General features: G+C 56.6%; 26 protein-coding genes. 4 read left to right on the top strand and 22 right to left on the bottom strand.

All coding sequences use genetic code 11. The features are described 5' to 3' along the window. Positions 1–8: 8 nt before the first annotated feature. Both PW844_RS05375 and fabB read right to left on the bottom strand, forming a co-directional pair. Positions 9–1,184: an MFS transporter gene (locus tag PW844_RS05375; RefSeq protein WP_299449231.1), complete on the bottom strand. Its 1,176-nt coding sequence runs from the start codon at positions 1,182–1,184 to the stop codon at positions 9–11. A gap of 216 nt (positions 1,185–1,400) precedes the next feature. Further along, positions 1,401–2,621 carry a beta-ketoacyl-ACP synthase I gene (gene fabB / locus PW844_RS05370; protein WP_299449222.1) on the bottom strand — a complete coding sequence of 407 codons (1,221 nt, stop codon included), beginning with the start codon at positions 2,619–2,621 and terminating at the stop codon, positions 1,401–1,403. A 155-nt stretch (positions 2,622–2,776) separates the two neighbouring features. On the opposite strand from fabB, the gene mnmC reads away from it, so the two are divergent. Beyond that, positions 2,777–4,789 carry a bifunctional tRNA (5-methylaminomethyl-2-thiouridine)(34)-methyltransferase MnmD/FAD-dependent 5-carboxymethylaminomethyl-2-thiouridine(34) oxidoreductase MnmC gene (gene mnmC / locus PW844_RS05365; RefSeq protein WP_299449219.1) on the top strand — a complete coding sequence of 671 codons (2,013 nt, stop codon included), beginning with the start codon at positions 2,777–2,779 and terminating at the stop codon, positions 4,787–4,789. A 20-nt stretch (positions 4,790–4,809) separates the two neighbouring features. Here the strand turns inward: mnmC and PW844_RS05360 are convergent, their stop codons facing one another. The 6 genes from PW844_RS05360 to prmB form a co-directional block, all read right to left on the bottom strand. Continuing rightward, complete coding sequence (locus PW844_RS05360; RefSeq protein WP_084876166.1) at positions 4,810–5,091, bottom strand: YfcL family protein; 282 nt, start codon at positions 5,089–5,091, stop codon at positions 4,810–4,812. 62 nt (positions 5,092–5,153) lie between these two features. Further along, positions 5,154–5,699, bottom strand: a complete 546-nt coding sequence (locus tag PW844_RS05355; protein WP_084876167.1) for an elongation factor P hydroxylase — start codon at positions 5,697–5,699, stop codon at positions 5,154–5,156. A gap of 67 nt (positions 5,700–5,766) precedes the next feature. Continuing rightward, complete coding sequence (locus PW844_RS05350; protein WP_299449210.1) at positions 5,767–6,564, bottom strand: sulfite exporter TauE/SafE family protein; 798 nt, start codon at positions 6,562–6,564, stop codon at positions 5,767–5,769. Between the two features lie 8 nt (positions 6,565–6,572). After that, positions 6,573–7,397, bottom strand: coding sequence for a penicillin-insensitive murein endopeptidase (gene mepA, locus PW844_RS05345; RefSeq protein WP_299449228.1), 825 nt, complete (start codon positions 7,395–7,397; stop codon positions 6,573–6,575). Positions 7,398–7,401: 4 nt separating this feature from the next. Next, the gene (gene aroC / locus PW844_RS05340) at positions 7,402–8,487 is read right to left on the bottom strand and encodes a chorismate synthase (protein WP_299449207.1); all 1,086 of its coding nucleotides are present in this window, start codon (positions 8,485–8,487) and stop codon (positions 7,402–7,404) included. 38 nt (positions 8,488–8,525) lie between these two features. Then, complete coding sequence (gene prmB, locus PW844_RS05335) at positions 8,526–9,458, bottom strand: 50S ribosomal protein L3 N(5)-glutamine methyltransferase (RefSeq protein ID WP_299449204.1); 933 nt, start codon at positions 9,456–9,458, stop codon at positions 8,526–8,528. Between the two features lie 159 nt (positions 9,459–9,617). Between prmB and smrB the strand changes: the two genes are divergently transcribed. Beyond that, positions 9,618–10,166 (top strand): endonuclease SmrB, encoded by a 549-nt coding sequence (gene smrB / locus PW844_RS05330; protein ID WP_208715946.1) that lies wholly within the window; start codon positions 9,618–9,620, stop codon positions 10,164–10,166. 34 nt (positions 10,167–10,200) lie between these two features. On the opposite strand, the gene sixA is transcribed toward smrB, so the two are convergent. From sixA to PW844_RS05310, 4 genes are all read right to left on the bottom strand, one after another. Beyond that, complete coding sequence (gene sixA / locus PW844_RS05325; protein ID WP_299449197.1) at positions 10,201–10,683, bottom strand: phosphohistidine phosphatase SixA; 483 nt, start codon at positions 10,681–10,683, stop codon at positions 10,201–10,203. Between the two features lie 195 nt (positions 10,684–10,878). After that, a complete protein-coding gene (gene fadJ / locus PW844_RS05320; protein ID WP_299449194.1) occupies positions 10,879–13,008 on the bottom strand; it encodes a fatty acid oxidation complex subunit alpha FadJ in 2,130 nt (709 codons plus the stop codon). After that, positions 13,008–14,318, bottom strand: coding sequence for an acetyl-CoA C-acyltransferase FadI (fadI, locus tag PW844_RS05315; RefSeq protein WP_299449191.1), 1,311 nt, complete (start codon positions 14,316–14,318; stop codon positions 13,008–13,010). Before fadI ends, fadJ begins: the two co-directional genes overlap by 1 nt. 171 nt (positions 14,319–14,489) lie before the next feature. Next, the gene (locus tag PW844_RS05310) at positions 14,490–14,786 is read right to left on the bottom strand and encodes a YfcZ/YiiS family protein (RefSeq protein ID WP_299449188.1); all 297 of its coding nucleotides are present in this window, start codon (positions 14,784–14,786) and stop codon (positions 14,490–14,492) included. A gap of 357 nt (positions 14,787–15,143) precedes the next feature. On the opposite strand from PW844_RS05310, the gene fadL reads away from it, so the two are divergent. After that, the gene (gene fadL / locus PW844_RS05305) at positions 15,144–16,424 is read left to right on the top strand and encodes a long-chain fatty acid transporter FadL (protein WP_299449186.1); all 1,281 of its coding nucleotides are present in this window, start codon (positions 15,144–15,146) and stop codon (positions 16,422–16,424) included. Positions 16,425–16,490: 66 nt separating this feature from the next. Here fadL and mlaA read toward each other — a convergent pair whose 3' ends face one another. The 10 genes from mlaA to ccmA are packed head-to-tail and all read right to left on the bottom strand — an operon-like array spanning position 16,491 to position 24,250. Further along, the gene (gene mlaA / locus PW844_RS05300) at positions 16,491–17,258 is read right to left on the bottom strand and encodes a phospholipid-binding lipoprotein MlaA (protein ID WP_299449183.1); all 768 of its coding nucleotides are present in this window, start codon (positions 17,256–17,258) and stop codon (positions 16,491–16,493) included. A 35-nt stretch (positions 17,259–17,293) separates the two neighbouring features. Then, positions 17,294–18,508: a c-type cytochrome biogenesis protein CcmI gene (gene ccmI, locus PW844_RS05295; protein WP_299449180.1), complete on the bottom strand. Its 1,215-nt coding sequence runs from the start codon at positions 18,506–18,508 to the stop codon at positions 17,294–17,296. Then, complete coding sequence (locus PW844_RS05290; RefSeq protein WP_084876180.1) at positions 18,508–18,963, bottom strand: cytochrome c-type biogenesis protein; 456 nt, start codon at positions 18,961–18,963, stop codon at positions 18,508–18,510. Before PW844_RS05290 ends, ccmI begins: the two co-directional genes overlap by 1 nt. Then, entirely contained in the window at positions 18,960–19,517 is a 558-nt protein-coding gene (locus tag PW844_RS05285; RefSeq protein ID WP_299449175.1) for a DsbE family thiol:disulfide interchange protein, read from the bottom strand. The genes PW844_RS05290 and PW844_RS05285 overlap by 4 nt, the downstream gene beginning before the upstream one ends. Beyond that, the gene (locus tag PW844_RS05280; protein WP_299449173.1) at positions 19,514–21,472 is read right to left on the bottom strand and encodes a heme lyase CcmF/NrfE family subunit; all 1,959 of its coding nucleotides are present in this window, start codon (positions 21,470–21,472) and stop codon (positions 19,514–19,516) included. Before PW844_RS05280 ends, PW844_RS05285 begins: the two co-directional genes overlap by 4 nt. After that, on the bottom strand, positions 21,469–21,954 hold the full coding sequence (gene ccmE / locus PW844_RS05275) for a cytochrome c maturation protein CcmE (protein ID WP_299449172.1): 486 nt from the start codon (positions 21,952–21,954) through the stop codon (positions 21,469–21,471). Before ccmE ends, PW844_RS05280 begins: the two co-directional genes overlap by 4 nt. Continuing rightward, a complete protein-coding gene (ccmD, locus tag PW844_RS05270) occupies positions 21,951–22,184 on the bottom strand; it encodes a heme exporter protein CcmD (RefSeq protein WP_084876184.1) in 234 nt (77 codons plus the stop codon). The genes ccmE and ccmD overlap by 4 nt, the downstream gene beginning before the upstream one ends. After that, positions 22,181–22,921, bottom strand: coding sequence for a heme ABC transporter permease (locus tag PW844_RS05265; RefSeq protein WP_299449168.1), 741 nt, complete (start codon positions 22,919–22,921; stop codon positions 22,181–22,183). Before PW844_RS05265 ends, ccmD begins: the two co-directional genes overlap by 4 nt. A gap of 55 nt (positions 22,922–22,976) precedes the next feature. Continuing rightward, positions 22,977–23,636: a heme exporter protein CcmB gene (ccmB, locus tag PW844_RS05260; RefSeq protein WP_299449225.1), complete on the bottom strand. Its 660-nt coding sequence runs from the start codon at positions 23,634–23,636 to the stop codon at positions 22,977–22,979. Beyond that, a complete protein-coding gene (gene ccmA / locus PW844_RS05255; RefSeq protein ID WP_299449166.1) occupies positions 23,636–24,250 on the bottom strand; it encodes a cytochrome c biogenesis heme-transporting ATPase CcmA in 615 nt (204 codons plus the stop codon). The genes ccmB and ccmA overlap by 1 nt, the downstream gene beginning before the upstream one ends. Positions 24,251–24,557: 307 nt before the next feature. Between ccmA and PW844_RS05250 the strand changes: the two genes are divergently transcribed. Beyond that, positions 24,558–25,394 (top strand): formate/nitrite transporter family protein, encoded by an 837-nt coding sequence (locus PW844_RS05250; protein ID WP_299449164.1) that lies wholly within the window; start codon positions 24,558–24,560, stop codon positions 25,392–25,394. Positions 25,395–25,536: the final 142 nt, after the last annotated feature.

Genomic DNA, 25,536 nt, shown 5'->3' with positions numbered 1-25,536 from the left:
TAAGCTGGTTATGCTGCTGTCGCGTGACGGGCAAAGCGCCAGGTAACCAGCATACCGAGCGCCGCACAGCAGGCACCCGCGACATACACCGAACCGTAACCGAGCGCCGTCGCCAGCAGCCCGGTCAGCGGGCCACTGGCCCCGTAAGCGATATCCTGAAACGCGGAGAAGCCCCCCAGCGCGGTTCCGCGAATCTGCGGCGAGACACGTTTGATTACCTCCACGCCGAGCGCCGGGAAGATCAGCGAACAGCCACAGCCGGTGAGCGCGGCCCCCAGCAGCGCGACCCAGCCTTGTCCGGCCAGCGCCAGTAACGTCAGACCGGCGGCTTCTACCAGCAGCGAGACCATCGCCACTCGCACACCACCGTGACGATCCGGCAAACCACCGAAGAACACGCGGACCAGCACAAAAGCACAGCCAAAGGCGGTCAGCGCGAAACCGGCGTTGCCCCACTCTTCAGCAGCAAAATAAAGCGAGGTAAAGGTACCGATGACCGCAAAGCCGGTACCCTGGAGCGCCAGCGCCAAACCGGGTTGAAAGATGGTTTTTATTACGCTGAACAGTGATGGGCGTTCTCCCCCCACCACCGGCACCGCTGAAATCCAGCTGTTTAACGCCAGCGACAGCAACGGTAGCAACAGGGCTGCCCCGCCGAGCGCGGCAAATCCGGCGTAATCGTGGATCAATAAACCCAGCGGCGCACCGGCAGCCAGCGATCCATAAATCGCCATCCCATTCCATGACATTACCAGCCCGGAACGTCTGGTCCCGACCAGGCCCATACCCCAGGTGAGATTGCCGGTCAGCAACAGGCTTTCACCGAAGCCGAGCAGCAGCCGGCCTATCGCCAGCAGGCCGAACTTCGCCCACGGTGACACCGGCAGCAGCGCCGCCGCCAGATAGGCCACGCCCACCAGCGCGATCGCCATCATGCCATGCTGAGTGGTGAGTTTTGCGCCGTGCTGATCGGCGCGCCGACCGGCGAAACTGCGCGTCAGCAGGGTGGCAAAGAACTGAATCCCCACCGCCACGCCAACCATGACGTTGTTCATGCCCAGCTCCTGGTGGACATACAACGGGATAACCGGCAGCGCCAGCCCTGCGGTGAGATAAGTCAGAAACACCGCAAAAGAGGTGCAGGCTAGAGGAAACACAGATTGCGTCTGCGCGTTTGCAGCCATAGACATAATGGACGTAACTCCTTGTTCTGAGACGTGCCATGCAGGCGAAAACCAGACACACGCACGTCTTCTGTGATTAACAGAAACGGGTGCGTTGATTCACGTGAACGCTTACGTATTACGAGATGAGGGAATTGATTGTGGCAAGCGAAGCGCAGAATGTCAAAACAGCGAGGGCCGGATTAACCGGCCCTCGTGGGGAAAATGGCCCTGAAATCAGGCGTTATATTTACGCATGGTCAGGGTGGCGTTGGTACCGCCGAAGCCGAAGCTGTTCGACATCACGGTAGTCAGCGCTTTTTCGGTCGGCTTAGTCACGATGTTCATGCCCTTCGCCGCGTCGTCCAGTTCTTCCACGTTGATGCTCGGGGCAATGAAGCTGTTTTCCAGCATCAGCAGGGTATAAATCGCTTCCTGCACGCCCGCCGCACCCAGTGAGTGGCCGGTCATCGCTTTGGTCGCGGAGATGTACGGGGTGTTGTCACCGAACACTTCGCGAATCGCACCCAGTTCTTTCACATCGCCAACCGGGGTAGAAGTCCCGTGGGTGTTGAGGTAGTCGATCGGTGCGTCCAGACCCTGCATCGCCATTCTCATGCAGCGCACTGCGCCTTCACCTGATGGAGCGACCATGTCAGCGCCATCAGAGGTTGCACCGTAGCCGACGATTTCAGCATAGATGTGCGCACCACGAGCCAATGCGTGCTCCAGTTCTTCCACCACAACCATACCGCCGCCGCCAGCAATGACGAAGCCGTCACGGTTAGCATCATAGGTACGTGAGGCTTTTTCCGGGGTTTCGTTGTATTTGGTGGAGAGCGCGCCCATGGCATCGAACTCACAGGCCATTTCCCAGCTCAGTTCTTCACCGCCGCCAGCAAACACGATGTCCTGTTTGCCCAGCTGAATCTGCTCAACCGCGTTACCGATGCAGTGTGCAGAAGTCGCACAGGCGGAGCTGATGGAGTAGTTCACACCGTGGATTTTGAACGGGGTTGCCAGGCAGGCAGACACGCCAGATGCCATGGCTTTGGTGACCACATACGGGCCAACCGCTTTCAGACCGCGCGGGCTGCGCATAGCATCCGCACCGAATACCTGAAAACGCGGGGAACCGCCGCCGGAACCGGCAATCAGGCCCACACGCGGGTTGTTCTGATACTGTTCTTCAGTCAGGCCGGAATCTTTAACCGCTTCCGCCATCGACAGGTACGCGTAAATAGAGGCATCGCTCATGAAACGCACAATTTTGCGATCGATAAGCCCGGTGGTATCCAGTTTTACGTTACCCCATACGTGGCTGCGCATCCCGGCTTCTTTCATCTCTTCGGAGAAAGTGATACCAGAACGCCCTTCACGCAGAGATGCCAGCACCTCCTGCTGGTTATTACCAATGCTGGAAACAATACCCAGGCCAGTAATCACTGCACGTTTCATTAAAATAGTCCTCTTCCACTTCTTTTGGATTGACGTGCACTCTAGCTTACAGTTGTAAGCCGAACAAGTCCGATCAGCCATTTCCTTTTGTAAATTTGCGTCATGTGATGGCTCTCGCTAAAATCACGCCACTGCCTGAAATATGGACCTTTCCCTTGAAGTTATCCCCGGTTGAACACGCACAGCTAAACTGGAACGAACAGGGTACACCTGTTTCGCAAGCCTTCGGCGATGTCTACTTCTCCAATGACAATGGTCTGGAGGAGACGCGCTATGTCTTCCTTGATGGCAACCAGATTCCGCAACGCTTCCCTGATCATGATCGTGACCTGTTTATCGTGGCGGAGAGCGGTTTTGGCACTGGCCTCAACTTTCTCACGCTGTGGCAGGCATTCGACCGTTTCCGTACTCAGCACCCCACCGCCCGCCTGCAGCGCCTGCACTTTATCAGCTGTGAAAAATTCCCACTGACCCACCCGGACCTGGTGGCGGCTCACGCCCACTGGCCGGAACTGCAACCCTGGGCCGAACAACTCCAGCAGCAATGGCCAGCGGCGTTACCGGGCTGTCAGCGGCTGCTGTTTGCTGGCGGTGAGGTCACGCTGGATCTGTGGCTAGGCGATATTAACGCGCTAATTGATACCTTTGATGACAGTCTGCATCGTCAGGTGGACGCCTGGTTTCTCGATGGTTTCGCGCCAGCGAAAAACCCGGAGATGTGGACGCCAGGCCTGTTTGCCGCCATGGCACGGATGGCGCGCCCGAATGGCACGCTGGCGACCTTCACCTCCGCCGGATTTGTCCGTCGCGGTTTGCAGGAAGCCGGGTTTAGCATCACCAAACGCAAAGGCTTTGGTCATAAACGCGAGATGCTGACCGGTGAGTTAACCACTGCCCCTACCCTGCCGCCGCGTCAGCCGTGGTATGCGCGACCAAAAGCGGATAGCCAGGACGTAGCGCTGATTGGCGGCGGCGTTGCCAGTGCGGTGCTGGCACTGGCGCTGTTGCGTCGCGGCTGGCGCGTGACCCTGTATTGCGCTGATGCAGCGGCGGCGCTGGGTGCTTCCGGCAATCGCCAGGGCGCACTCTATCCGCTGCTGAATCAACACGATCCCGCACTGGCTCGCTTTTTCCCGGCAGCATTCAGCTTTGCCCGCCGATTGTATGACGCGCTGCCGGTGAGCTTTGAGCACAACTGGAGCGGCGTGCTGCAACTCGGCTGGGACGAGAAAAGCGCCGACAAAATTTCCCAGATGCTGGATATGGGGCTGCCGCCGACGATCGCCCAGGGGGTCAATAAAGAACAAGCTGAAGCGCTGGCCGGTGTCGGGCTGGGTATGGGTGGCATTTATTATCCGCACGGTGGCTGGCTGTCGCCCTCTGAACTGACCAGCAACCTGCTGGAATTTGCCCAAAGCCAGGGCCTGCGGGTGCATTGGTTGCATCGCGTTAGCCAGCTGCAATGTCAGGAAGATGGCTGGAAACTGAGTTTTGTCGATAAACACCCGGTGCAGTATCAGCAGGTGGTGCTGGCTAACGGCCATGCGCTGCTGGATATCGCCCAAAGTCAGCCGTTACCGGTGTATGCGGTGGCGGGCCAGGTCAGCCATGTGCCCACCAACCCAGCGCTGGGCGCGTTGCGCAGCGTACTGTGCTATGACGGCTATCTCACACCGGTCAGCCCGAATTATGCCACCCACTGCATCGGGGCCAGCTACCATCGCGGCGTGACCGACACCACGTATCGCGCCGACGATCAGCAGGAAAATCGCCAGCGCCTGATGAATTGTCTGCCAGACGCCGGGTGGCCAGCGCAGGTTGATGTCAGCGGCAGCGAAGCGCGTAACGGCGTACGCTGTGCCACGCGCGACCATTTGCCCATGGCAGGCAGCGTCCCGGATTACGACGCGACCCTGACGCAATACGCCCGGCTTGCCGAACAGCGCGCGCAAGGCGAGGTGGTGGCCAACGCCCCACTCTATGCGGGATTGTTTGTGCTGGGTGCGCTTGGATCGCGCGGATTATGCAGCGCGCCTTTGGCTGCTGAAGTGCTGGCCGCACAAATGAGTGGAGAACCACAACCGCTGGATGCGGCCACGCTGGCGGCAATGAACCCCAATCGCTACTGGGTCAGAAAACTACTGAAAGGGAAGAAGGCGGGACGGTAGGCGTTCCCCGCCCCGATTGATCAGGCAGACTTGCGCGCCTGGCTAAACAGATTATCCCACATGCCAACCACCAGCGCCTGGTCACGCGGCGACAGTTCACCCGCCGCAATGGCTTTTTGCAGGCTGTGGGTCACCTGAAGCTGCAATGCTTCCGGCGTGTGTTCACCGGTTTGCTCAATCTCCGCCACTGCCAGCGTCAGATGTCCGCGCAGATAACCGCCCGCAAAAAGCTCGTCGTCACTGGCGTGGTCTACCATATCGTCAATCAGCGCCAGAATGCGTGACTCAAACTCTACGATCATGTTTATCCTCTAATTAAACCCGCGCGATAAATCGCGCCGCTACAGTATGATGTCATTGCTGATTATAGATCTTCCGGCCAGGGAAAGTGTGCTGCCGTCAGAGCAGGCGTGCCGTAATAATCGGTTAATGCCTGAATAAAACGCGCCGGACGCGCCGGGATGCCTTGCTCAAGGTAAGTCATCACCTGGGCATGCACCTTGCGCTGAAACGCAATGCGATCTGGCTCACAATCTCCTTCGAGATTGTCACAACTTACGTTGAAGGGAAAGCCCGCCGCCACACAAAACAACCACTCCAGCGCCTGCGGTTTGATCTCTACCGATTCAAACTGGCTTTGCGTCTGCGCATCGCGCCCATCCGGGCAATACCAGTAACCAAAATCCACCAGCTTGCGCCGCTCGGCTCCCGCGATGCACCAGTGAGAAATTTCATGCAACCCACTGGCGTAAAAGCCGTGGGCAAACACCACGCGGTGCCACGGCGATGTCTCATCAGCGGGAAGATAGATGGGTTCATCGTCGCCTTTAATTAGACGTGTCTGAAACTCGTCCTGAAAGCAGCTATCGAACACGCTAATCAGCTGCTCGTAATGATGTGTTGTACTCATGATGTCATTGTTCTGTTGAAAACCGGCGTCATTGTCGCATCGGTTGCCGCTATTGACGAGTGTTTGATCACAGGGTGGCCATCCATGCCAGCAGCGCGCTACCGTGGCTATCCCATAACAGTTTGGCGCTCATCACCGCTGACACCGTCACCACCATCGGGCGGATCAGTTTCTGTCCACGGCTCAGCACCAGACGCGCGCCGAGCCTGGCACCGCAAAACGCGCCCAGCAGCATGATAAGCCCGGTGCCCCACACCACTTTGCCGCCAAACATAAAGAACAGCAGGCTGCCAAAGTTGGAGGTGAAATTGAGAATTTTGGCGTGTGCGGTGGCTTTTGCCAGGTTGAAGCCGCATAAGGTGACGAAGGCCAGTGCATAGAACGAACCCGCACCGGGACCAAAGAAGCCATCGTAAAAACCGACGCAACCGCCGCCCACCAGCGCATAGGCCAAACCGTGCAGGCGCTGCGCACGATCCTGTTCGCCGATGCGCGGCATCAACAGGAACCACAGCCCGATACCGATCAGCAGCAGCGGCAACATCTGGCGCAACACGTCGGCATGCATATGCTGAATCAGCAACGCGCCGCACACCGCGCCGACAAAGGTCATGGCGATATTCAGCCGCTGCGCATGTAGCCTCACCGCGCCACGGCGCACAAAGTAAAGGCTGGCGGAGAAAGATCCGCCAACCGATTGCAGTTTATTGGTGGCTAACGCCTGAGCGGGAGAAAGTCCTGCCGCCAGCAGCGACGGCAGAGTTAGCAGGCCACCGCCACCGGCGATGGAATCAATAAATGCTGCCAGAACCGACACACCAAACAACACGACCAGCACCAAAGGGCTGGCGACGAACCATTCCATGGGTATTCCTACAGAAGATGTTTATCAAGCAGCGCCTGGCAAGAAGGTGGCAACGGCGGCGGTTCTTTTTTGACCGGTGGCGTACTGCCCGGTTTTTTCGGCAGGAACCAGCTGTCCAGCTCAGCGCCACAGCCATCTCCTGGTGGAGGCGGGGCCTGATCCTGACACTCCAGGCTACCTGGCGGGCAACGCAGACGGACATGCATATGGGCGCGATGAGCAAACCACGGGCGCACTTTATTCAGCCAGGCACGATCACTGCCTGCATCGGCACAAAGCTGTTTTTTAATTGCCGGATTGACGAAGATACGCGTCACTTCATCATCTTTCGCCGCCAGTTTGATCAGGCTATCAATCTGCGGCTGCCAGTGGCGCGCCACCACCTGTTTACCGTCGGGAGCGACCAGATCGAGTGGCTGCGGCTGCAGCAGTTGCTGCGCTGTCCAGCGGCTTTGCGGCAATTGCAGCCAGATATCGACATCCAGGCCGGTCTGATGGCTGGCGTGACCGCTGCTAAAACGCCCACCCGCTGCCATCCCCATATCGCCAATCAGCACCTGCCCCAGTTGCAGTTGATGCACCTGGGTACTGAGACGCTGGATAAAGGCGATCAGGTCCGGATGGCCGTAATAGCGACGCTGGTCCTGACGCATTACCTGGTAGTTGGGTGAATTTAGCGGCAATTGCTCAGCACCAACAATACAACCGTTGGCAAAGCTGCCAATCGACTGCGGCGCACCGCTAATCGGTTGATAAATTTGCTGCCAGGGTGTGGCGGCCCCGGCAACCGCACTGCACAGCAGCGCGGCAAGAGTCAACAGCAGGCGACGCATCGATTTACCAGCGCGGAACAGTGGAGTTAACGTCAGCACACTGCGCACGCTGGCGCAGCAGATGATCCATCAGCACGATCGCCATCATCGCTTCCGCAATCGGCACCGCACGGATACCCACACAAGGATCGTGACGCCCTTTGGTGATCATCTCAACTTCTTCACCATCACGGGTGATGGTTTTTCCCGGTACGGTGATGCTGGAGGTCGGTTTCATCGCCAGGTTGGCGCTGATGGTCTGACCGCTGCTGATGCCGCCGAGAATGCCGCCCGCGTGGTTGCTCTGGAAGCCATTGGCGCGGATTTCATCACGATGCTGGCTGCCACGCTGGTTCACCACCGCGAAGCCATCGCCAATTTCCACCCCTTTCACCGCATTGATGCTCATCAGCGCATGCGCCAGATCCGCATCCAGGCGATCAAACACCGGTTCACCCAGGCCCGGCGGCACGTTCTCCGCCATTACCGTCACTTTGGCACCGATGGAATCGCCTTCTTTTTTCAGCGCGCGCATCAGTTCATCCAGCGCTTCCAGCCTGGAAGCATCCGGGCAAAAGAACGGGTTTTCTTCGACGATGCTCCAGTCCTTCAGCTCACAGGCCACATCGCCAATCTGTGCCAGATAGCCACGCACCTGAATACCGTGTTTCATTTGCAGGTATTTTTTCGCGATGGCACCGGCTGCCACACGCATTGCCGTTTCGCGCGCCGAAGAACGGCCACCACCACGGTAGTCGCGCAGACCATATTTCTGTTCGTAGGTGTAATCCGCATGGCCGGGACGGAACAGGTCTTTAATGGCGCTGTAGTCCTGTGAACGCTGGTCGGTGTTCTCAATCAGCAGGCCGATTGAAGTTCCGGTGGTGACGCCTTCAAACACACCCGACAAAATTTTCACCTGATCCGGCTCGCGACGCTGCGTGGTGTAGCGCGATGTACCAGGACGGCGACGATCGAGGTCGTGCTGAATATCGGCTTCGGTCAGTGGAATGCCGGGTGGCACACCATCAACAATGCAGCCCAACGCAATACCGTGCGACTCGCCAAACGTGGTTACTCGAAAAAATTGTCCGATGCTGTTTCCGGCCATGGTAATTCCTTGTTGCGGGCGAACACTCGCCCTCGTTTTTAGTCTTTGAAGAAAGAGAAGTGATGCTGCGCATCAACAATTTGCTGACGGGTCAACATAAATACGCCGTCGCCACCGTTGTCGAACTCCAGCCAGGTAAAGGGCACATCAGGATACTGTTCAATCATATGCACCATGCTGTTACCCACTTCGCAAATCAGCACGCCCTGCTCGCTCAGATAATCCGGCGCACAGGCGAGAATGCGGCGCACCAGCTTCAAGCCATCGCTGCCTGCCGCCAGACCCAGCTCCGGCTCGTGGCGATATTCACCCGGCAGATCGTCCATATCTTCCGCATCCACATACGGTGGGTTGGTGACGATCAGATCGTATTTCACGCCCGGCAGACCACGGAACAAATCGGCGCGGATCGGCGTCACATGGTTGAGCAAACCGTGTTCTTCAATATTACGTTCCGCCACCGCCAGCGCGTCAGTCGAGATATCCACCGCGTCCACTTCGGCTTCCGGGAAAGCGTAAGCACAGGCAATGGCGATGCAACCGCTGCCGGTACACATGTCGAGAATATGTGCCGGATTATCGCCAATCAACCCGGCGAAGCGGTTTTCAATCAATTCACCAATTGGCGAACGCGGCACCAGCACGCGCTCATCGACATAAAATTCGTGGCCGCAGAACCAGGCTTTGTTGGTGAGGTAGGCCACCGGAATGCGCTCGTTAACGCGACGAATTACGCGCTCCACGATGCGATGGCGTTCGCTGGCCGTCAGGCGCGCATGACGCATATCTTCCGGGATATCAAGCGGCAGCCAGAGGGTGGGCAGGACCAGTTGTACCGCTTCGTCCCAGGGGTTATCTGTGCCGTGACCATACCAGATACCGGCCGCGGAAAAACGGCTGACAGCCCAGCGCAACATATCCTGAATGGTGTGCAGTTCATTGACTGCCTCATCGACGAAAATTTTGTCCACGTAGCCCTCCAGCAGGCCATAAAATCAATCGGCCGATAGTTTGCCACGAAGCCGGGCAGAATTCAGCGCGGCAAGGTGAAAAAGCTGACATTTGTTAACACTTAAAGGTAAGGTATGGCATCGGGTTCCCCCGCCATTTCTGATGATATCTATTGAGACATGAGTAAGAAGACGCCGCTAAGCCAGGACGATCAGGCGCTGTTTCGCCAGTTAATGAGCGGAACGCGCAAAATGAAACAGGACACCATCGTGCATAAACCGGTGGTGAAAACGCGCGAAGTGCCGCTGAAAAGGCTGCTTTCCGAACAAGCCGACAACAGCCATTACTTCTCCGACGAGTTTCAGCCGTTGTTGTCCAGCGACGGTCCGATGCGCTACGTACGCGCTGACGTCAGCCATTATGAGCTGAAAAAACTGCGCCGTGGCGACTATACCCCGGAAATTTTTCTCGATCTGCACGGCTTAACCCAGATGCAGGCCAAACAGGAGCTGGGCGCGCTGATTGCCGCCTGCCGTCGTGAGCATCTGTTTTGCGCCAGCGTAATGACCGGCCACGGCAAACACATCCTCAAGCAGCAAACGCCGCTGTGGCTGGCACAACATCCGTGGGTGATGGCATTTCATCAGGCACCGAAAATGTTTGGCGGCGACGCCGCGCTGCTGGTGCTGATTGAAGTAGAAGAGTGGCAACCGCCAGAACTGCCATAAAAAATCAGGGCCGCACAGGCGGCCCACAGCGGGATTACATCGCTTTAGCCAGTTTCGATGGACTGACCTGCCATTCCAGCTTACCTTCGCAGGCTACCGGGTCAAAATTGACACAGGCAATCGCCGAAGTGGCAAACATCGGCGGTGTTTCCTGCGGGCAGAGTTCAGAAACCAGATATCCCACCAATGGCAGATGCGAAATCACCAGCACCGATTTCACGCCTTCGTTCGCCAGTGCCTGTAAATAACAGGCCACCAGTCCCGGATCGCCCCCTGGCGTCAGCTCTGGCAACACGTCCTGCTCTTCCGGCAGAGTCAGAGCTTCACGTACCGTTGCAAGGGTTTGCCCGGCACGCAGATAGGGGCTTACCAGCACCCGTTCGATATCCAGCGCCTGGCCGTTAAGCCAGCTCGCCATCTGGCGTGATTCGTCGCATCCACAGATCGTGAGTGGCCGGACTGAATCACTTGCTGCTTCCAGAGCCGCATCGCCATGACGCATGATAAAAACTTGCATAAAGCACCGCTGTTGTTTGTCGATATCGTCCGGTACCACAGCACCAGACGCTTCATTCTGCGAATGAACGCTGTGTTTTACCGCAATGGCTTCAGTATAGTCAACCGGTTGTTTATTAAATAAGCATATCTCGGAATGCTACCGCGTAAGCCATTTCTTAGCAGGCTATCTAACCCGCTGAATCTGTAAGCCTATTCAGATTTGTGCAGAAATGTAAAATTTCGTTTGTTGTTGTAGCGCCGTCATCAGGGCGTCACAAGGGGTGAAACGATCACCATGACGCTGCATTAAAGCGTTTAATGTATTGACCATCTCCCCGGCCCCGCGCTGATCCATATAATGGAAAGGCCCGCCGAGAAAGGGGGGAAAACCAATACCAAATACGGCGGCAATATCGCCGTCGCGTGCGCTACGAATCACGCCTTCGTCCAGACAACGTGCGGCCTCGTTCAGCATCATCATCACGCAACGCGTAGCAATTTGTAACTCACTCTGCTGCGCCTGCGGTTTAATCCCCAGCAGACTGTAAATCGACGCATCGGCTTTGCGTTTCGTCGGCCAGCGGCTGCGGGCGTATAAATAGAAGCCTTTGCCATTCTTTCGCCCTTTACGATCGTCGGCCAGAATCCTGCCGACGGCCTCCGGCGCGCTGAACCGTTCGCCCCAGGCCTGTTGCAGAATCGGGCTGATTTTACTGCCAACGTCGATACCGACCTCATCCAGCAGTTGCAACGGCCCCACCGGAAAACCAAACTTCACCAGCGCCCGATCGATATGTTCAATCGGCTCACCTTCCAGCAGGCAGCGCATCGCTTCATTTATATAGGGCGCGAGAATGCGATTGACGTAAAACCCCGGCCTGTCCGCCACCACCACAGCGGTTTTACCCAGCTCACGCGCCAGTTGCACCGTGGTCGCCAGCGTCTCCTCCGAAGTGCCATCATGGGGAATCACCTCCACCAGCGGCATTTTATCCACCGGACTAAAGAAATGCAGGCCGATAACGTTTTCCGGGTGCTGCGCGTGGGCCGCAATGTCGCCAATCGGCAGCGATGAGGTGTTAGACGCAAAAATGGTATGTGGCTGACAATGGTTTTCAATGTCCGCCACCATTTGCTGCTTCAGCGTCAAATCTTCAAATACCGCCTCAATCACCAGGTCGCGCCGGGCGAAGCCCTGATAATCCTGGCTGCCGCTGATTAACGCCATCTGCTGCTGGCGCTGCGCAGCATTGATCTGCCGACGCTTCAGGCGTTGAGTCAGTCGATCCCAGCTGTACTGCAACGCATGGTTGATGCCGCTGAGATTAATATCGCGGATGCGTACCGGCAATCCGGCATTCAGCGCCGTTACGCTGGCAATGCCCCCGCCCATCAGACCGCCGCCTAATACGCCGATATGCGTTAACTCACGCGGCGTGGCGGCGGCAAAAGCCTCTTTCTTCATCGCCGTGGAGGCAAAAAACAGGCTGCGTAGCGCGGCGGATTCGCGGGTCATCGCCAGCTGACCAAAAGCTCGCGCCTCTGCTTCGTGACCGGCACTGCTGCCCTGCTCCAGCCCGATACGTACCACCTGCAAAATACGATCGGCAGCCGGATAGTTGCCGTGGGTTTTGCTGTCGGTTTGACGTTTTGCCAGCGCGAACAACAGATGCCTGGCGATCGGCCCCTGCATCAGCCGGTCGCGGCAGGGTAGCGTTCGCAGCGTCTTTTTACCCTGCAGTATCCTTGCTACGGCCGTTTCCAGCAGAATAGCTTGTGGCACCGCATCATCCACGATCCCCAGCTTCAATGCCTGTTTTGCCCGCAGTTGTTTACCGGTCAGGATCAACGGTAGCGCCTGCTGCACACCAATCAGCCGTGGCAGCCGCTGCGTGCCTCCGGAGCCAGGCAGTAAGCCCAGCTGGACTTCCGGCAGCCCGAGACGGGTTTTATCATCCAGCGAACAGATACGCGCGTCGCATGCCAGCGCCAGTTCGAGACCACCGCCGAGACAGGCACCATGGATCGCCGCCACCACCGGAAAAGGCAGCGCGGCAATATTCGCCATCACTTCCTGCCCCTGACGCGCCAGCGCTTCAGCTTCTTCGGCGGTAGTACAACGATCAATCATGCTGATATCCGCCCCGGCGATAAAGTTATCGCGCTTGCCGGAAATCAATACCAGCCCGGCCAGCTGTGGGTCACGCCGTGCTTCAGCCAGCACCGCCATAATCTGCGGGACAAACTCTGCCTTCAGGGTGTTCATCTTTTCACCCGGCACATCGATGGTGATTACGCCGATATGGTCGAGGCGCATGTGCAGGTGGAATGCGGAATCACTCATTATTCGGCCTCCAGTACCATAGCTGTCCCTAATCCACCCGCTGCGCAGGCGGTGACCAGCCCTAGCCCGCCACCACGCCGCCGCAGTTCCTGCAAGGTTTGGGTGATCATGCGCGCACCGGTAGCCGCAAAGGGATGTCCATAGGCGATCGACCCGCCCAGCACGTTGAACCGTTCTTCATTCACTTCACCGAGGGCGTGTGGGCGGTTGAGCACCTCGCGCGCGAAACGCTCATCATTGAACATTTTCAGATTCGCCAGCGTCTGTGCCGCGAAGGCTTCATGCATATCAATCAGGGTGAGATCGTTCAGGCTCACACCCGCACGCTCCAGCGCCAGTGGCGAAGCATAAGCCGGTCCCAGCAGCATATCCTGCCAGACATCAATGGCGCTGAAGGCGTAGCTGCGCAGGTAGCCAAGCGGCGTGATGCCCAGCTCACGGGCACGACCTTCACGCATCAGGATCACCGCCGCCGCGCCATCGGTCAGCGGCGTGCTGTTAGCTGCCGTCACCGTACCGTGACGACGATCGAATGCCGGACGCAATCGGGCATAATCCGCCGCGCTGGCGTTGAAGCGTACATTGTTATCCTGTTCGACCGGCGCTTTCCACGGCGGCACAAAGGCGGGCATCACTTCCTGCGCCAGCACACCAGATTCCCACGCACGCGCAGCACGCTGGTGTGAACGCAGGGCTAACGCATCCTGCTGTTCACGGGTAATGCCATGGGTTTTTGCCATCTGTTCTGCGGTATCCCCCATGCGCAGACCCGTGGAATACTCCGCGACAGCGGGTGGCACCGGCAGCAGGTCACGTGGACGCAGACGGCGCAAAATCTGTAATTTCTGGCTGAAGCGACGCGCTTTGTTGAGATCGACCAATGCGCGCGCCAGGGTTTTGCTGACGCCAATCGGCAATACGGATGAGGAATCAGCACCGCCAGCGATCCCGGCATCGATGCTGCCCGCCATCAGGCTTTCAGCCACATTTGCCACTGCCTGGAAGCTGGTAGCGCAGGCACGGCTGACGCTGTAAGCATCGGTGTGCACGCTCAGGCCGCTGCTCAGCACGATTTCACGGGCGATATTCGGGGCCTCCGGCATCTGCACCACCTGACCAAACACCAGTTGATCGATGACGTCCACCGGCAGTTCACTGCGCACCATGAGTTCACTCACCACCATCCTTCCCAGCTCCAGCGCCGGAATGCCATGAAAATCACTCGCCTGGCGGGCAAAAGGAGTACGAAGACCGTGGGTTATGGCGATGCGTTCGCCCTGACGCGTCAGCAGCGGCTGCGCTTTGCTCATCGACTGTCACCTGTGCTATTTGACCGGGGCGTCATTGCCCAAAGAGGTCTGACCTGATCATCAGTGTTAACCAGGAGCGCGTAAGTCGCCAATATGCAGAGAGAAAAAGTGCGAGGAGAAACACGAAATTGAAAAACGCTGCCGGAAGGGTGTCCGGCAGACGAGGGAGGATTAACGCAGACCGAGTTGGAAGATCAGCGCTTCTGCCTGGCAGGCAAAGGTGAAATCGATATTCAGACGCACACCGGCGGCTTCTTCATCAAAGCGTGCGCGGATATCACAGGGTTCGGATTCGACCTGGCGCGCCCGGTCACTCAAATGTTTGAGCATGACTTCCGCCGCGTGACGGTCAGCAAACAATCCAGACCAGCTGGCAGCGCAGTCGGTGTTATCCATGACGGTGCCAACATCCACACAGCAGCAGGCAGCTGTTTCGTTCGCACTACAGTTTTTAATGGCATCAGTCATCGTCTTCTCCTGATGATAAAACAGACAAAAAGGGATTATTTCTGCCTCAAAGTGTACGCCTGATACCTCATCATCGCCACGCACAGCCTGCTAAGTGACGAATATCACACTACAAATTGATCCAGAACAAATTTGACTCGCTATGCTGAAAGCTGATGGCAAAGATTTTGTTAAGCAGATCTGATTTTATCGATCAAACTGGAAATATTTTAAAAACAATATTGCAACAATGACACAGGTCCGACCTATACTCGTCGCACTGGTCTGATATGTGTCTTTGTCGTCAGTCCCTACAATCCGCCGTCCCTTGTTACGCGATGTAACAACGTTCAATAATAATCATATGAGGTTGTGGTCATGAACCATAAGAACCTGTTTGCAAAGTCGGCTGTGGCAGCTGCAGTGGCGCTCGTCTCTTCTCATGTTTATGCTGCGGGCTTTCAACTTAACGAATTTTCAGCAATTGGATTAGGTCGTGCATATTCGGGTGAAGGAGCAATGGGGGATACCGCCGCCTCCGCCAGCCGTAACCCGGCAACGATGGCATTGATGGATCGTCCTTCCTTCTCCATCGGCGCGGTTTATATTGATCCTGACGTCAATATCAGCGGCACCAGCCCTACTGGCCGCAGCCTTGATGCAAAAAATATCGCCCCTAATCAGTGGGTCCCCAATATCCATTATGTCCATCCGATTAATGATCAATGGTGGGTTGGAGCATCTGTTACCTCCAATTATGGATTGGCAACCGAATTTAATGACGGTTACACCGCAGGGGCTTATGGCGGCACTACCGATCTGACTACCGGTAATTTTAACCTCAGTACCGCCTATCGTCTGAATGAACACTTCAGCTTCGGTGTCGGTTTTGATGCGGTCTATGCAAAAGCGAAAATCGAACGTTACGCCGGTGAATCAGGCGCGGCACTCGGTATTCCGGCCGATACGCAAATCGCCCGCCTGAAAGGCAACGAATGGGGCTATGGCTGGAATGCCGGTATTTTGTACGAAGTGGATAAAAATAACCGCTTTGGCTTTACCTATCGCTCAGAAGTGAAAATCGACTTCGACGGCGAATATAAAAGCAACCTGCCAACCTATATCAACCCGATTAACCAGGCACTGGGTTTAGGTCTTCCGTATGCGACAGGCGGTTCGACCATTCCAGGTTCTCTGACACTGAATCTGCCGGAAATGTGGGAAGTATCGGGCTGGCATAAAGTCGCGCCACAATGGGCGGTGCACTATAGCCTGACCTATACCAGCTGGAGCCAGTTCCAGGCGCTGGACGCCACTAATAATGGCCAGACCCTGTTCTACAAAAACGAAGGTTTCCGCGATGCCTACCGTATCGCACTGGGTACGACCTACTTCTATGACGATAACTGGACCTTCCGTGCCGGTATCGCCTTCGATGATAGCCCGGTTCCGGCTGAAAACCGCTCCATCTCTATCCCGGACCAGGATCGCCTGTGGCTGAGCGCTGGTGCATCTTATGCGTTCAATCAGGATGCTTCGGTGGATGTAGGGGTTTCTTACATGCACGGTCAGAACGTCACCATTCAGGAAGGGAACTACACCTTCAGATCTGAAGGTAAGGCGATGTTGTATGGCGCGAACTTTAACTACAAGTTCTAATCATGATGTTTGAGGGCAAAAGCGCCCGGCAAATAAAAAAGCGGCTATTGCAGCCGCTTTTTTTATTTATTGCGCATCAATCTCGTTGAGATCACCCTGAATCGCTTTCGCGTTCGGGTTCTCTTCCGGCTTCAGCTTACCGCCACTGGCAAGGAAATCATTGCGCTGGAAATAAGCGTTACGCACAAACGCATAAGGATCCTGCTGCTGACGCAGGATGGCGTCGGAATCAAGCAACTGGGCACGGGTCTCGACCCCTTCCAGCGTCCATTTCCCGATCGACATCGGCCAGGTGAGCCAGCTTAGCACCGGATAGAGGGTATCAACATAATCCCCCCCATCCTGGCGTAAAGTGAAGCTGCCGTAAGCAGGCAGTTCTACATAAGGCCCATAACCCACGCCATAGCGACCCAGCGTGCTGCCAAAGCGGTGCGGTTCTTCACGCGCCAGCTCCGGATTCGCTTTACCTGCCACATCGATAAAACCACCCAACCCTAACGTGGTGTTCAGGAAGAAACGCGTAAAGTGGATCATCGCGCGACGCGGCTCGCCAGTCAGAAAGGCGTTGAGCATGCTCGCCGGTTCGTCGAGGTTGCCGAGGAAATTACTCAGCCCGGTACGCGCAGGTACTGGCACATAATCGCGCCAGGCCACCGCTACCGGACGCACCACATAAGGATCCAGCACGTTGTAGTTGAAGTTAAACATCGTGCGGTTAAAGCCTTCAAACGGATCGCTGCGCTGCGCAGTTTGATCGTTGTCAGCCGGTTTGGAACTGGCACATCCCACCAGCAATACACTGGCCAGCGCCAGACCGGTCAGGCGGTAATTCATTCTTATCTCCCTGTGCGTGAAAATGGTGTATCGCTTCAGGGCTGCTGCTGATTAATTTCCACAGCAAGTTGCTGATGACCGTCCCAGGGAGTAACCGCGCTTAAACCAAACCAATCGCCAGGCTGGGGATTGGCGCTACCATCGCGCGAAATACGTACCCGGATCTGCACCTGATGCTGAGCCGACAATAAACGGTCTGGCATCATAGCGTTACTGTCATCCAGCGTGAGCGATAACGGGAAATGGCTGAGCGGAAAACGCTTCACAGCCACAGGCACCGGTGATACACCGTCAGTAACAGAAATATACATCACTCCGCCCTGCGGCAACATTTTTTCTGCCTGCGGATTTAAACTCACCGTCAATGCCAGATGGGTATTTTGCTGTCCCGCGTCGGTTTTCGCTTGTTCAATACTGCGCTCGATCATCGCGATGCGCTTATCTCCTGCCGGTAACAGTTTCAGCATCATCTGCCAGGCACCAATCGCCTCGTCATACTGCTGCTGTTCGAAGGCGTTAAATGCCAGCAAACTCAGGGTACGCACGTTGCTGTGATCGCGTTTCAGCAGGTCACGCAGCAACATGCTGGCCTGACGATTATCCTGCGGATCGCTGGAGCGCGTCAGCACCTCGGCATAATCCTGTTGCAGTTCCAGATTATTCGGAGCCAACTGCAGCGCCCGTTCGAACGCCTGGCTGGCATCGCTGGCATTGTTAAGCACCATGCCGAGGCGGCCCAGCATGGTCCAGTCATTCAGATTTTGCGGGTCAGACTGCAGTGAAGTACGCAGCCCCAGTTGCAGTCGCGCCAGTTCTTCCATGGTCAGCGGTTTGGCCTGCGGGTCCATCACGCGCGCGCGCAGCGCCGGATATTCCTGCTGTACCGATGTCCAGCCCGCCAGCTGCGCCAGCCCGCCGGTTTTCAGATACATTCCCAGCGATACCACCACCAGCAATCCCACCCCCGGCAACAGAATCCAGCGGCTGCTCTGCTGGTTGCGCGCGGCTTCCTGCTGTTGCGGAACATCGGTCAGCAAGGTTTGTTGCAGCTCGCGCACCATTTCCGGACGCTCTGCTACCACACCTTCCTCTTCATCCCGCTCCAGCTCACGCAGACGCTGCTGATAAAAGTCAGTATTCAGACGATCGCGATCGCCATTGCTGGCCACGCGCTGACGCCAGCCCGCGCTGAGAAACAGCGCGCAAGCCGCAGCCAGTAAAATAATCAGGGTAATCCAGAATCCACTCATTACGACTTCCCGTCACGCTTCAAAATCGCCGCAAGGCGCTGTTGTTCGTTTTCATCCAGTTCGCTGCGCGTTTTACGCTGGCGACTGCGCAGGATAATGATCAGGCCGCCCAGCACCACAAACAGTGCCGGTCCAACCCACAAGATCAGGGTCGATGGCGTGACCGGGGGTTCATAGGTCACGAAGTTGCCATAGCGCGCCACCATATAATTGATGATTTGCTGTCGGCTCTGACCCTGCTTCATCAATTCGTACACTTTCAGGCGCATATCCGCCGCAATCATGGCGTTGGAATCTGCAATACTGTTGTTCTGGCATTTCGGGCAGCGCAGCGAACCGGTCAGGTCGCGGTACTGCTCCTCCTGCTGTACCGAATCGAACTGGTAAGTATCGATGGCTGCCCACAGGCTGGTGCTCAGCAGCACCCCCGCGAGCAAAAGAAGCAGCCGTTTCACGCGCCCGCCTCCTTGCTGTATTTATCCCACAGCGGTTTCACTTCCTGCTGCCAGACGCGATCGTTCATGTCGCCCGCGTGGCGGTAGCGAATAATGCCTTTACCATCAATCAGGAAGGTTTCCGGTGCACCATAGACGCCTAAATCCAGACCGAGCATGCCATCCCCGTCATACAGGCTGAGGGCGTAAGGATTGCCCAGCGTATTCAGCCAGGTCACGGCTTTGGTGCGGTCGTCTTTATAATTAAGGCCCACCACGCGAATGCCTTTTTCCGCCAGCGTGTTGAGGTATTCATGCTCGGCGCGACAGGTTGGGCACCAGGTGGCCCAGACGTTAAGCAGAATCGGCTTGCCATCGGTCAGAACCTGCTGGCTGTAGATTTTGCCCGGCTTGTCGAGCGCTTCCAGCTTAAATACCGGCACCGGTTTACCGATCAGTGCAGATTCCAGCAACGTCGGGTCGTCACCGTTGGCGTTGCGCGACAACTGCCACAGCAACGCCGCCGCCAACAGCAGAAACAATACCAGCGGAATAAAAAGGATCTTCTTGTTCATGCCTGCTCCTCCCGTGGCGCTTTTTTGCGCGAACGATAACGCGGATCGAGCAGACACAGCAGGCCACCCACCGCCATAAACACGCCGCCGAACCAAATCCAGCGCACGAACGGTTTGTAATAAATACGCACCGCCCAGGAGCCATCATCCAGCTCTTCTCCTAACGCGGCGTAGAGATCACGAGTAAAGCCGCCGCTGATCGCTGCTTCGGTCATCATGGTACGCGCCGCCGTATAAAAGCGTTTTTCCGCATGCAGCACTGCTTCCGGTTTGCCATCACGGGTCACGTCGATAATCGCCACGCCACCGCTGTAGTTCGGGCCCTGCAGGTTGTGAACATCGCGGAAAATAAAGTGATAATTATGGATATCAACATTATCGCCAGACTTCATGCGCACATCGCGTTCCACGCTGTATTGCGTGCTGAAGGCGATCCCAATCACCGTCACCGCAACACCGAGATGGCCGAGCACCATGCCCCAGTGGCTGCGCGTCAGATGGCGCAGACCGGCAAAGAAGGTGTGGCGATGGGTGGCGCGTTCATGCAGCTCCATCAGCGTCAGGAGGATCACCCAAATCGACATCAGCAGCCCGATCACCGTCATCGCTTCAATACGATCCTGTAACAACCACGGCAGGGCGATAGAGAGGATTAGCGTGACCAGCAGCGCGATACCCAGACGCTTCCACAGCTTCTGCGGTTCATCACGACGCCAGCGCACCAGCGGACCGATGCCCAGCATCAGCGCGAAGGGTGCCATCAGCCAGGTAAACATCGTATTAAAGAAGGGTTCACCGACGGAAATACTACCCAGGCCCAGCTGCTTATGCACCAGCGGCAGCAGGGTTCCCAGCAGCACCACCAGCATGGCAGCGATCAACAGAACGTTATTACCGAGCAGGAAAGATTCGCGCGACCAGGCTTCATTTTGCACCCTGCTGCGTACCTGGCCCCCTTTAATCGCATACAGCAACAGCGAGCTGCCAATGACGATCACCAGGAAAGCGAGGATAAACATGCCGCGCGCCGGATCGGACGCAAACGAGTGCACCGACACCAGCACGCCGGAACGCACGAGGAACGTACCCAGCAGACTGAGCGAGAACGCCGTGATCGCCAGCAACACCGTCCAGGATTTGAAACTGCCGCGTTTTTCCGTCACCGCCAGCGAATGCATCAGCGCAGTACCGGCCAGCCACGGCATAAAGGAAGCGTTTTCCACCGGATCCCAGAACCACCAGCCACCCCAGCCCAGCTCGTAATAGGCCCAGGCCGAGCCCAGCACAATACCGATCGTCAGGAATACCCATGCGGCGGTGGTCCACGGACGTGACCAGCGCGCCCAGGCGGTATCCAGTCGACCCGCCATCAGCGAAGCAATGGCAAAGGCAAACGCGACCGAGAAACCGACATAGCCCATATACAGCAACGGCGGATGGAAGATCAGACCGATATCCTGCAGCATCGGGTTAAGATCGCTGCCATCAATCGGGAAGTTCGGTAAGGTGCGGGTAAAGGGGTTCGATGTCAGGGTGATAAACAGCAAAAAGCCGAGGTTAATCATTCCCATCACCGACAGCACACGCGCCAGCGCATCCTGCGGCATGCCGCGGCTGAAAATCGCCACGGCCAGCGTCCAGCTGCTGAGCAGCAATACCCACAACAGCAACGACCCTTCATGCGCACCCCAGGTCGCTGCTATGCGGTAGTACACCGGCAGCAACGTGTTGGAGTTGGTGGCGACATAGGCCACGGTGAAATCGTTGACGATAAACGCGTGCACCAGCACCAGGAACGCCGCCGCAATACAGGCAAACATCCCCCAGGTGAGCGGTCGTGCCAGCGCCATCAAACGCGCATCCTGGCGCACCGCACCCCATAATGGATAAACACTTAACAGTAGCGCCAGTCCCAGCGCCAGGCAGAGCAGAAAGCTGCCAATTTCTGGCATCATGATTGGGCACCCGCCTGCTGGTAAGTTGCCGCAGGTCCTTTGTGGTTTTTCTTCATCGCGTCCTGAATTTCCGGTGGCGTATATTTTTCATCGTGCTTCGCCAGCACTTCTTTGGCGTTCACCAGGTTGCCATCTTCCAGCACGCCCTGCGCCACGATACCCTGCCCTTCACGGAACAGGTCCGGCAGGATACCTTCGTAGCTGACACTGACCACGCCGTTGGCGTCATACAGTTTGAACGACACAGCAAGGGTTTTCGGATCACGTTTAACGCTGCCCGGCATCACCATGCCACCCACACGCAGACGCTGGCCTGGCTCAGGTTTCTGATGGTCCTCGCCCTTACCGTACAAGATTTCACTCGGGGTGTAGAACAGGTCGATATTGGAACGCAGCGCGTACATCACCAATGCGGTGGCCAGGCCTAAGCCCACCAATACCGCCACCACCACAGTCAGGCGGTTACGACGACGGATATTCACACGGATTCTCCTGCCGCTTCACTGGCGGCTTTTTTCGATTTGGCCGCACGGATGCGACGCTCCCTGGATTGACGCTGGCGAATCTCCGCCAGTAACCGGCGGCGAAACAGCACGGTGTGCAGCACCAGACCAATCAGCGGGATCAGCGTGAGGACGACGGCGAGCCAGACATAAAAGGCATAACCGCCCATGGCAAAGAAATCCTGCCAGGAAGAGAAAGCTGGCGTCATGATTTGCGCCCTCCCTGTGCTACCTCAATCGCCCATGGGCGATGACGTTCGGTAAATAAAATTATGTTGCGCAGACGCATCAGCGTCAGCGAGACGAAGACCAGCAGATAACCGAGAATGGCCCAGCGCAGCGGGGTACGCATGCTTGGCGCAATATCCTGTTGCAGGATGCCAGACGAGCCCTGATGCAGGGTGTTCCACCATTGCACCGAGAAGTGGATGATTGGCAGGTTGACCACACCGACCAGGATCAGAATCCCGGCGGCGCGACCTGCGGTACGGCGATCGTCAAAGGCGTGATACAGCGCAATCACTCCCATATAAAGGAACAGCAGTACCAGTTCGGAGGTCAGACGCGCATCCCAAATCCACCAGGTCCCCCACATGGGTTTACCCCAGGCGGAACCGGTGACCAGCGCGATAAAGGTAAACACCGCCCCAACCGGTGCCATCGCTGCCGAGACCAGGTCAGCCATCTTCATCTGCCACACCAGGCCGATAAACGCCGCAATCGCCATCGAGGCATACACACCCATTGACCACATTGCCGCGGGTACATGGATGTACATGATGCGGAAGCTGTCACCCTGCTGATAATCGGCGGGCGCAAAACCAAAACCCCACGCCCACCCCAGCAATAAGGTGGCAACCCCGAGTACCGCGAACCAGGGAATTAAGCGGCCACAAAGCTGATACAGCTTTTCAGGCTTTGCCCACTGGTTTAACCATTTCCACATTTGCATAGCTCACAATATAAGAAGAGAGATTACTGCATCTCTGTGGATGCACGATTTAATGCAGGCTGATACGCAGCGCCGCCGCCGTTGCAAACGGGGAGAGCGTAGCGCTGCCTGCCAGCATGGCGCCAAGAATCGCCAGATAGCCACCAATCGGCAGTCCCTGTCCGGCGGCATCAATCGCCGCACTGGCAAAAATTAACACCGGTATCGCCAGCGGCAATACCAGTAAACTCAGTAACACGCCGCCGCGCCGTAGCCCGACGATTAATCCGCTGCCAATCGCGCCAAGAAAACTCAGGGTTGGCGTACCCAGTAACAGGGTCAACGCCATGGCACGCCAGCTGGAAAAGTCCAGCGACAACAGCAGTGCCGCCAGCGGTGACAATAAAATCAGCGGTAATCCGGTAATCAGCCAGTGAGCAATCACTTTGCCCAGAACCGTTACCGGTAGCGGTGTGGGCAACAGCAAAAGCTGTTCCAGCGAACCGTCCAGGAAATCATCGCGGAACAAGCGCTCCAGCGCCAGCAGTGATGCCAGTAAAGCAGCGACCCAGGCAATGCCAGGTGCAATGCGTGCTAACTGCTGCGGATCCGGACCAATGCCCAGCGGAAACAGCGTGATGACAATCAGGAAAAACCACAGCGGGTTAATCACTTCCGCACCGCTGCGGAAAGCAATTTTCAGCTCGCGCTGAATGACACGTCCCAGCATCATGCCCACTCCGACGTCAGGCGGATTTTGCGCACGCGCTGCGCGCTATCCGGTAAATCCTGATGCGTGGTCAGCACCACTGCACCACCGTTATTGGCATGCCAGGCAAAACGCGCCATGAGTTTTTCCACTCCGGCCTTATCGATTGCCGTTAACGGTTCATCCAGAATCCACAATTTTGCCGGGCTGAGCCACAATCGGGCCAGCGCCACACGCCGTTGTTGTCCGGCAGAAAGTTGTGCCACCGGCACCTCTTCATAACCCAGCAGGTCCACCTGCTCCAGCGCGGCAAAAATCGCCTCACCGTGGCTGTCACCATGCCAGAAATGCAGGTTCTCCAGCGGAGAGAGTACCGATTTCACGCCCGGATGATGGCCAAGATAAAGCAGGTTTTGATGCCATGTTTCTCGTTGCTGCCGAATCGGCTGCCCCTGCCACTGCACCTCGCCCTCGTCCGCCCGACTCAATCCCGCCAGTAAACGTAACAGCGACGTTTTGCCTGCGCCATTCGGCCCTTCTATTTGCACAATATCGCCTGCCTCAACACGAAAACTCAGCCCATTGAACAGGGTACGCTCATCGCGAACGCAAGAGAGATTAATGACTTCGAGCATAGAAGGGAGAATCACAGCAATGAAATTAGGCCAGGATAATACCACAATGAATCTGTGGGCCGTAGTCTGTGAACTCCGTCACACCTCCCTCGATCGGGGTAAACGGGCGCATCAGATCAATAAACTGCTGGAAAAATCCATCAGCTTCATGAAGTTAAAGTTTTGTTACTTTATTATACTTGACGTTACATATTCATCTTGCCCCGCCTACGCTTACTCATGGCATATCTGCAATCACTTTGCTTTAGTTTTGGGGAACAACGATAATCGCGGGGAAAATCAGCGTCACAAGACAAGGATGTAGAAAGTGAGCGAACAAACATCAGGGAATGGAGATCGAAGTAGCCAGGACGGTGAAAAAGAGCTCGAGCGCGACGCGATGGCGCTGCTGTGGTCAGCCATTGCCGCCGGGCTGTCGATGGGTGCATCGCTGCTGGCGAAAGGCATTTTCCACGTTCAGCTTGAAGGCATACCCGGCAGCTTTGTGCTGGAAAACCTTGGTTACACCTTCGGGTTTATCATCGTGATTATGGCGCGTCAGCAGCTGTTTACCGAAAATACCGTCACCGCCGTTCTGCCCATTATGCAAAATCCGACGTGGCGCAACGGGGGCTTACTGATGCGTTTGTGGGGCGTGGTGCTGCTCGGCAACCTTATCGGTACCGCCATTGTGGCGTTGGCCTTTGAACATATGCCGGTTTTTGACGAAGCGACGCGCGACGCCTTCGTGAAGATTGGGATGGACGTAATGAAAAACTCACCGTCAGAGATGTTCGCCAACGCTATCATTTCCGGCTGGGTCATCGCGACCATGGTGTGGATGTTCCCCGCCGCCGGTGCCGCCAAAATCGTGGTGATCATTCTGATGACCTGGCTGGTCGCGCTCGGCGATATAGCGCATATCGTGGTGGGCTCGGTTGAGGTGTTCTATCTGGTCTTTAACGGGACGCTGCACTGGAGTGAGTTTCTCTGGCCCTTCGCCCTGCCCACGCTCGCGGGAAACATTTGCGGTGGCACCTTTATCTTCGCCCTGCTCAGCCACGCGCAAATCCGTAATGATATGAGCAACAAACGCAAGGCCGAGGCCAAAGCGAAGGCAAAAAAAGCGAGTGAAGACACACTCTCAGCAAAGAAAGAGGTCTGAGTGGCGACAGAATTAAGCAAACGGTGGCCAGAGCGGTTAATCGCGTGATAAATGGCGGTATACTCTGCCGCCTCGTCCCCTTAGTTAAATGGATATAACGAGCCCCTCCTAAGGGCTAGTTGCAGGTTCGATCCCTGCAGGG

The organism is Pantoea sp., from assembly GCF_028283705.1.
Taxonomy (GTDB): domain Bacteria; phylum Pseudomonadota; class Gammaproteobacteria; order Enterobacterales; family Enterobacteriaceae; genus Pantoea.
The sequence above is the reverse complement of the archived record's forward strand: the minus strand, read 5'-3'. Positions and strand labels throughout refer to the sequence as shown.

Excerpts from the sequence above, each read along its gene's own strand:
- ccmB (WP_299449225.1), bottom strand. The coding sequence starts at position 23,636 with ATGCTGGGACGTGTCATTCAGCGCGAGCTGAAAATTGCTTTCCGCAGC.
- fadJ (WP_299449194.1), bottom strand. The coding sequence starts at position 13,008 with ATGAGTGATTCCGCATTCCACCTGCACATGCGCCTCGACCATATCGGC.
- smrB (WP_208715946.1), top strand. The coding sequence starts at position 9,618 with ATGAGTAAGAAGACGCCGCTAAGCCAGGACGATCAGGCGCTGTTTCGC.
- ccmD (WP_084876184.1), bottom strand. The coding sequence starts at position 22,184 with ATGACGCCAGCTTTCTCTTCCTGGCAGGATTTCTTTGCCATGGGCGGT.
- mepA (WP_299449228.1), bottom strand. The coding sequence starts at position 7,397 with ATGCGTCGCCTGCTGTTGACTCTTGCCGCGCTGCTGTGCAGTGCGGTT.
- ccmA (WP_299449166.1), bottom strand. The coding sequence starts at position 24,250 with ATGCTCGAAGTCATTAATCTCTCTTGCGTTCGCGATGAGCGTACCCTG.
- PW844_RS05355 (WP_084876167.1), bottom strand. The coding sequence starts at position 5,699 with ATGAGTACAACACATCATTACGAGCAGCTGATTAGCGTGTTCGATAGC.
- ccmI (WP_299449180.1), bottom strand. The coding sequence starts at position 18,508 with ATGAGTGGATTCTGGATTACCCTGATTATTTTACTGGCTGCGGCTTGC.
- sixA (WP_299449197.1), bottom strand. The coding sequence starts at position 10,683 with ATGCAAGTTTTTATCATGCGTCATGGCGATGCGGCTCTGGAAGCAGCA.
- PW844_RS05310 (WP_299449188.1), bottom strand. The coding sequence starts at position 14,786 with ATGACTGATGCCATTAAAAACTGTAGTGCGAACGAAACAGCTGCCTGC.
- PW844_RS05360 (WP_084876166.1), bottom strand. The coding sequence starts at position 5,091 with ATGATCGTAGAGTTTGAGTCACGCATTCTGGCGCTGATTGACGATATG.
- fadI (WP_299449191.1), bottom strand. The coding sequence starts at position 14,318 with ATGAGCAAAGCGCAGCCGCTGCTGACGCGTCAGGGCGAACGCATCGCC.
- PW844_RS05350 (WP_299449210.1), bottom strand. The coding sequence starts at position 6,564 with ATGGAATGGTTCGTCGCCAGCCCTTTGGTGCTGGTCGTGTTGTTTGGT.
- aroC (WP_299449207.1), bottom strand. The coding sequence starts at position 8,487 with ATGGCCGGAAACAGCATCGGACAATTTTTTCGAGTAACCACGTTTGGC.
- fabB (WP_299449222.1), bottom strand. The coding sequence starts at position 2,621 with ATGAAACGTGCAGTGATTACTGGCCTGGGTATTGTTTCCAGCATTGGT.
- PW844_RS05265 (WP_299449168.1), bottom strand. The coding sequence starts at position 22,921 with ATGTGGAAATGGTTAAACCAGTGGGCAAAGCCTGAAAAGCTGTATCAG.
- mlaA (WP_299449183.1), bottom strand. The coding sequence starts at position 17,258 with ATGAATTACCGCCTGACCGGTCTGGCGCTGGCCAGTGTATTGCTGGTG.
- PW844_RS05375 (WP_299449231.1), bottom strand. The coding sequence starts at position 1,184 with ATGGCTGCAAACGCGCAGACGCAATCTGTGTTTCCTCTAGCCTGCACC.
- PW844_RS05280 (WP_299449173.1), bottom strand. The coding sequence starts at position 21,472 with ATGATGCCAGAAATTGGCAGCTTTCTGCTCTGCCTGGCGCTGGGACTG.
- PW844_RS05285 (WP_299449175.1), bottom strand. The coding sequence starts at position 19,517 with ATGAACAAGAAGATCCTTTTTATTCCGCTGGTATTGTTTCTGCTGTTG.
- fadL (WP_299449186.1), top strand. The coding sequence starts at position 15,144 with ATGAACCATAAGAACCTGTTTGCAAAGTCGGCTGTGGCAGCTGCAGTG.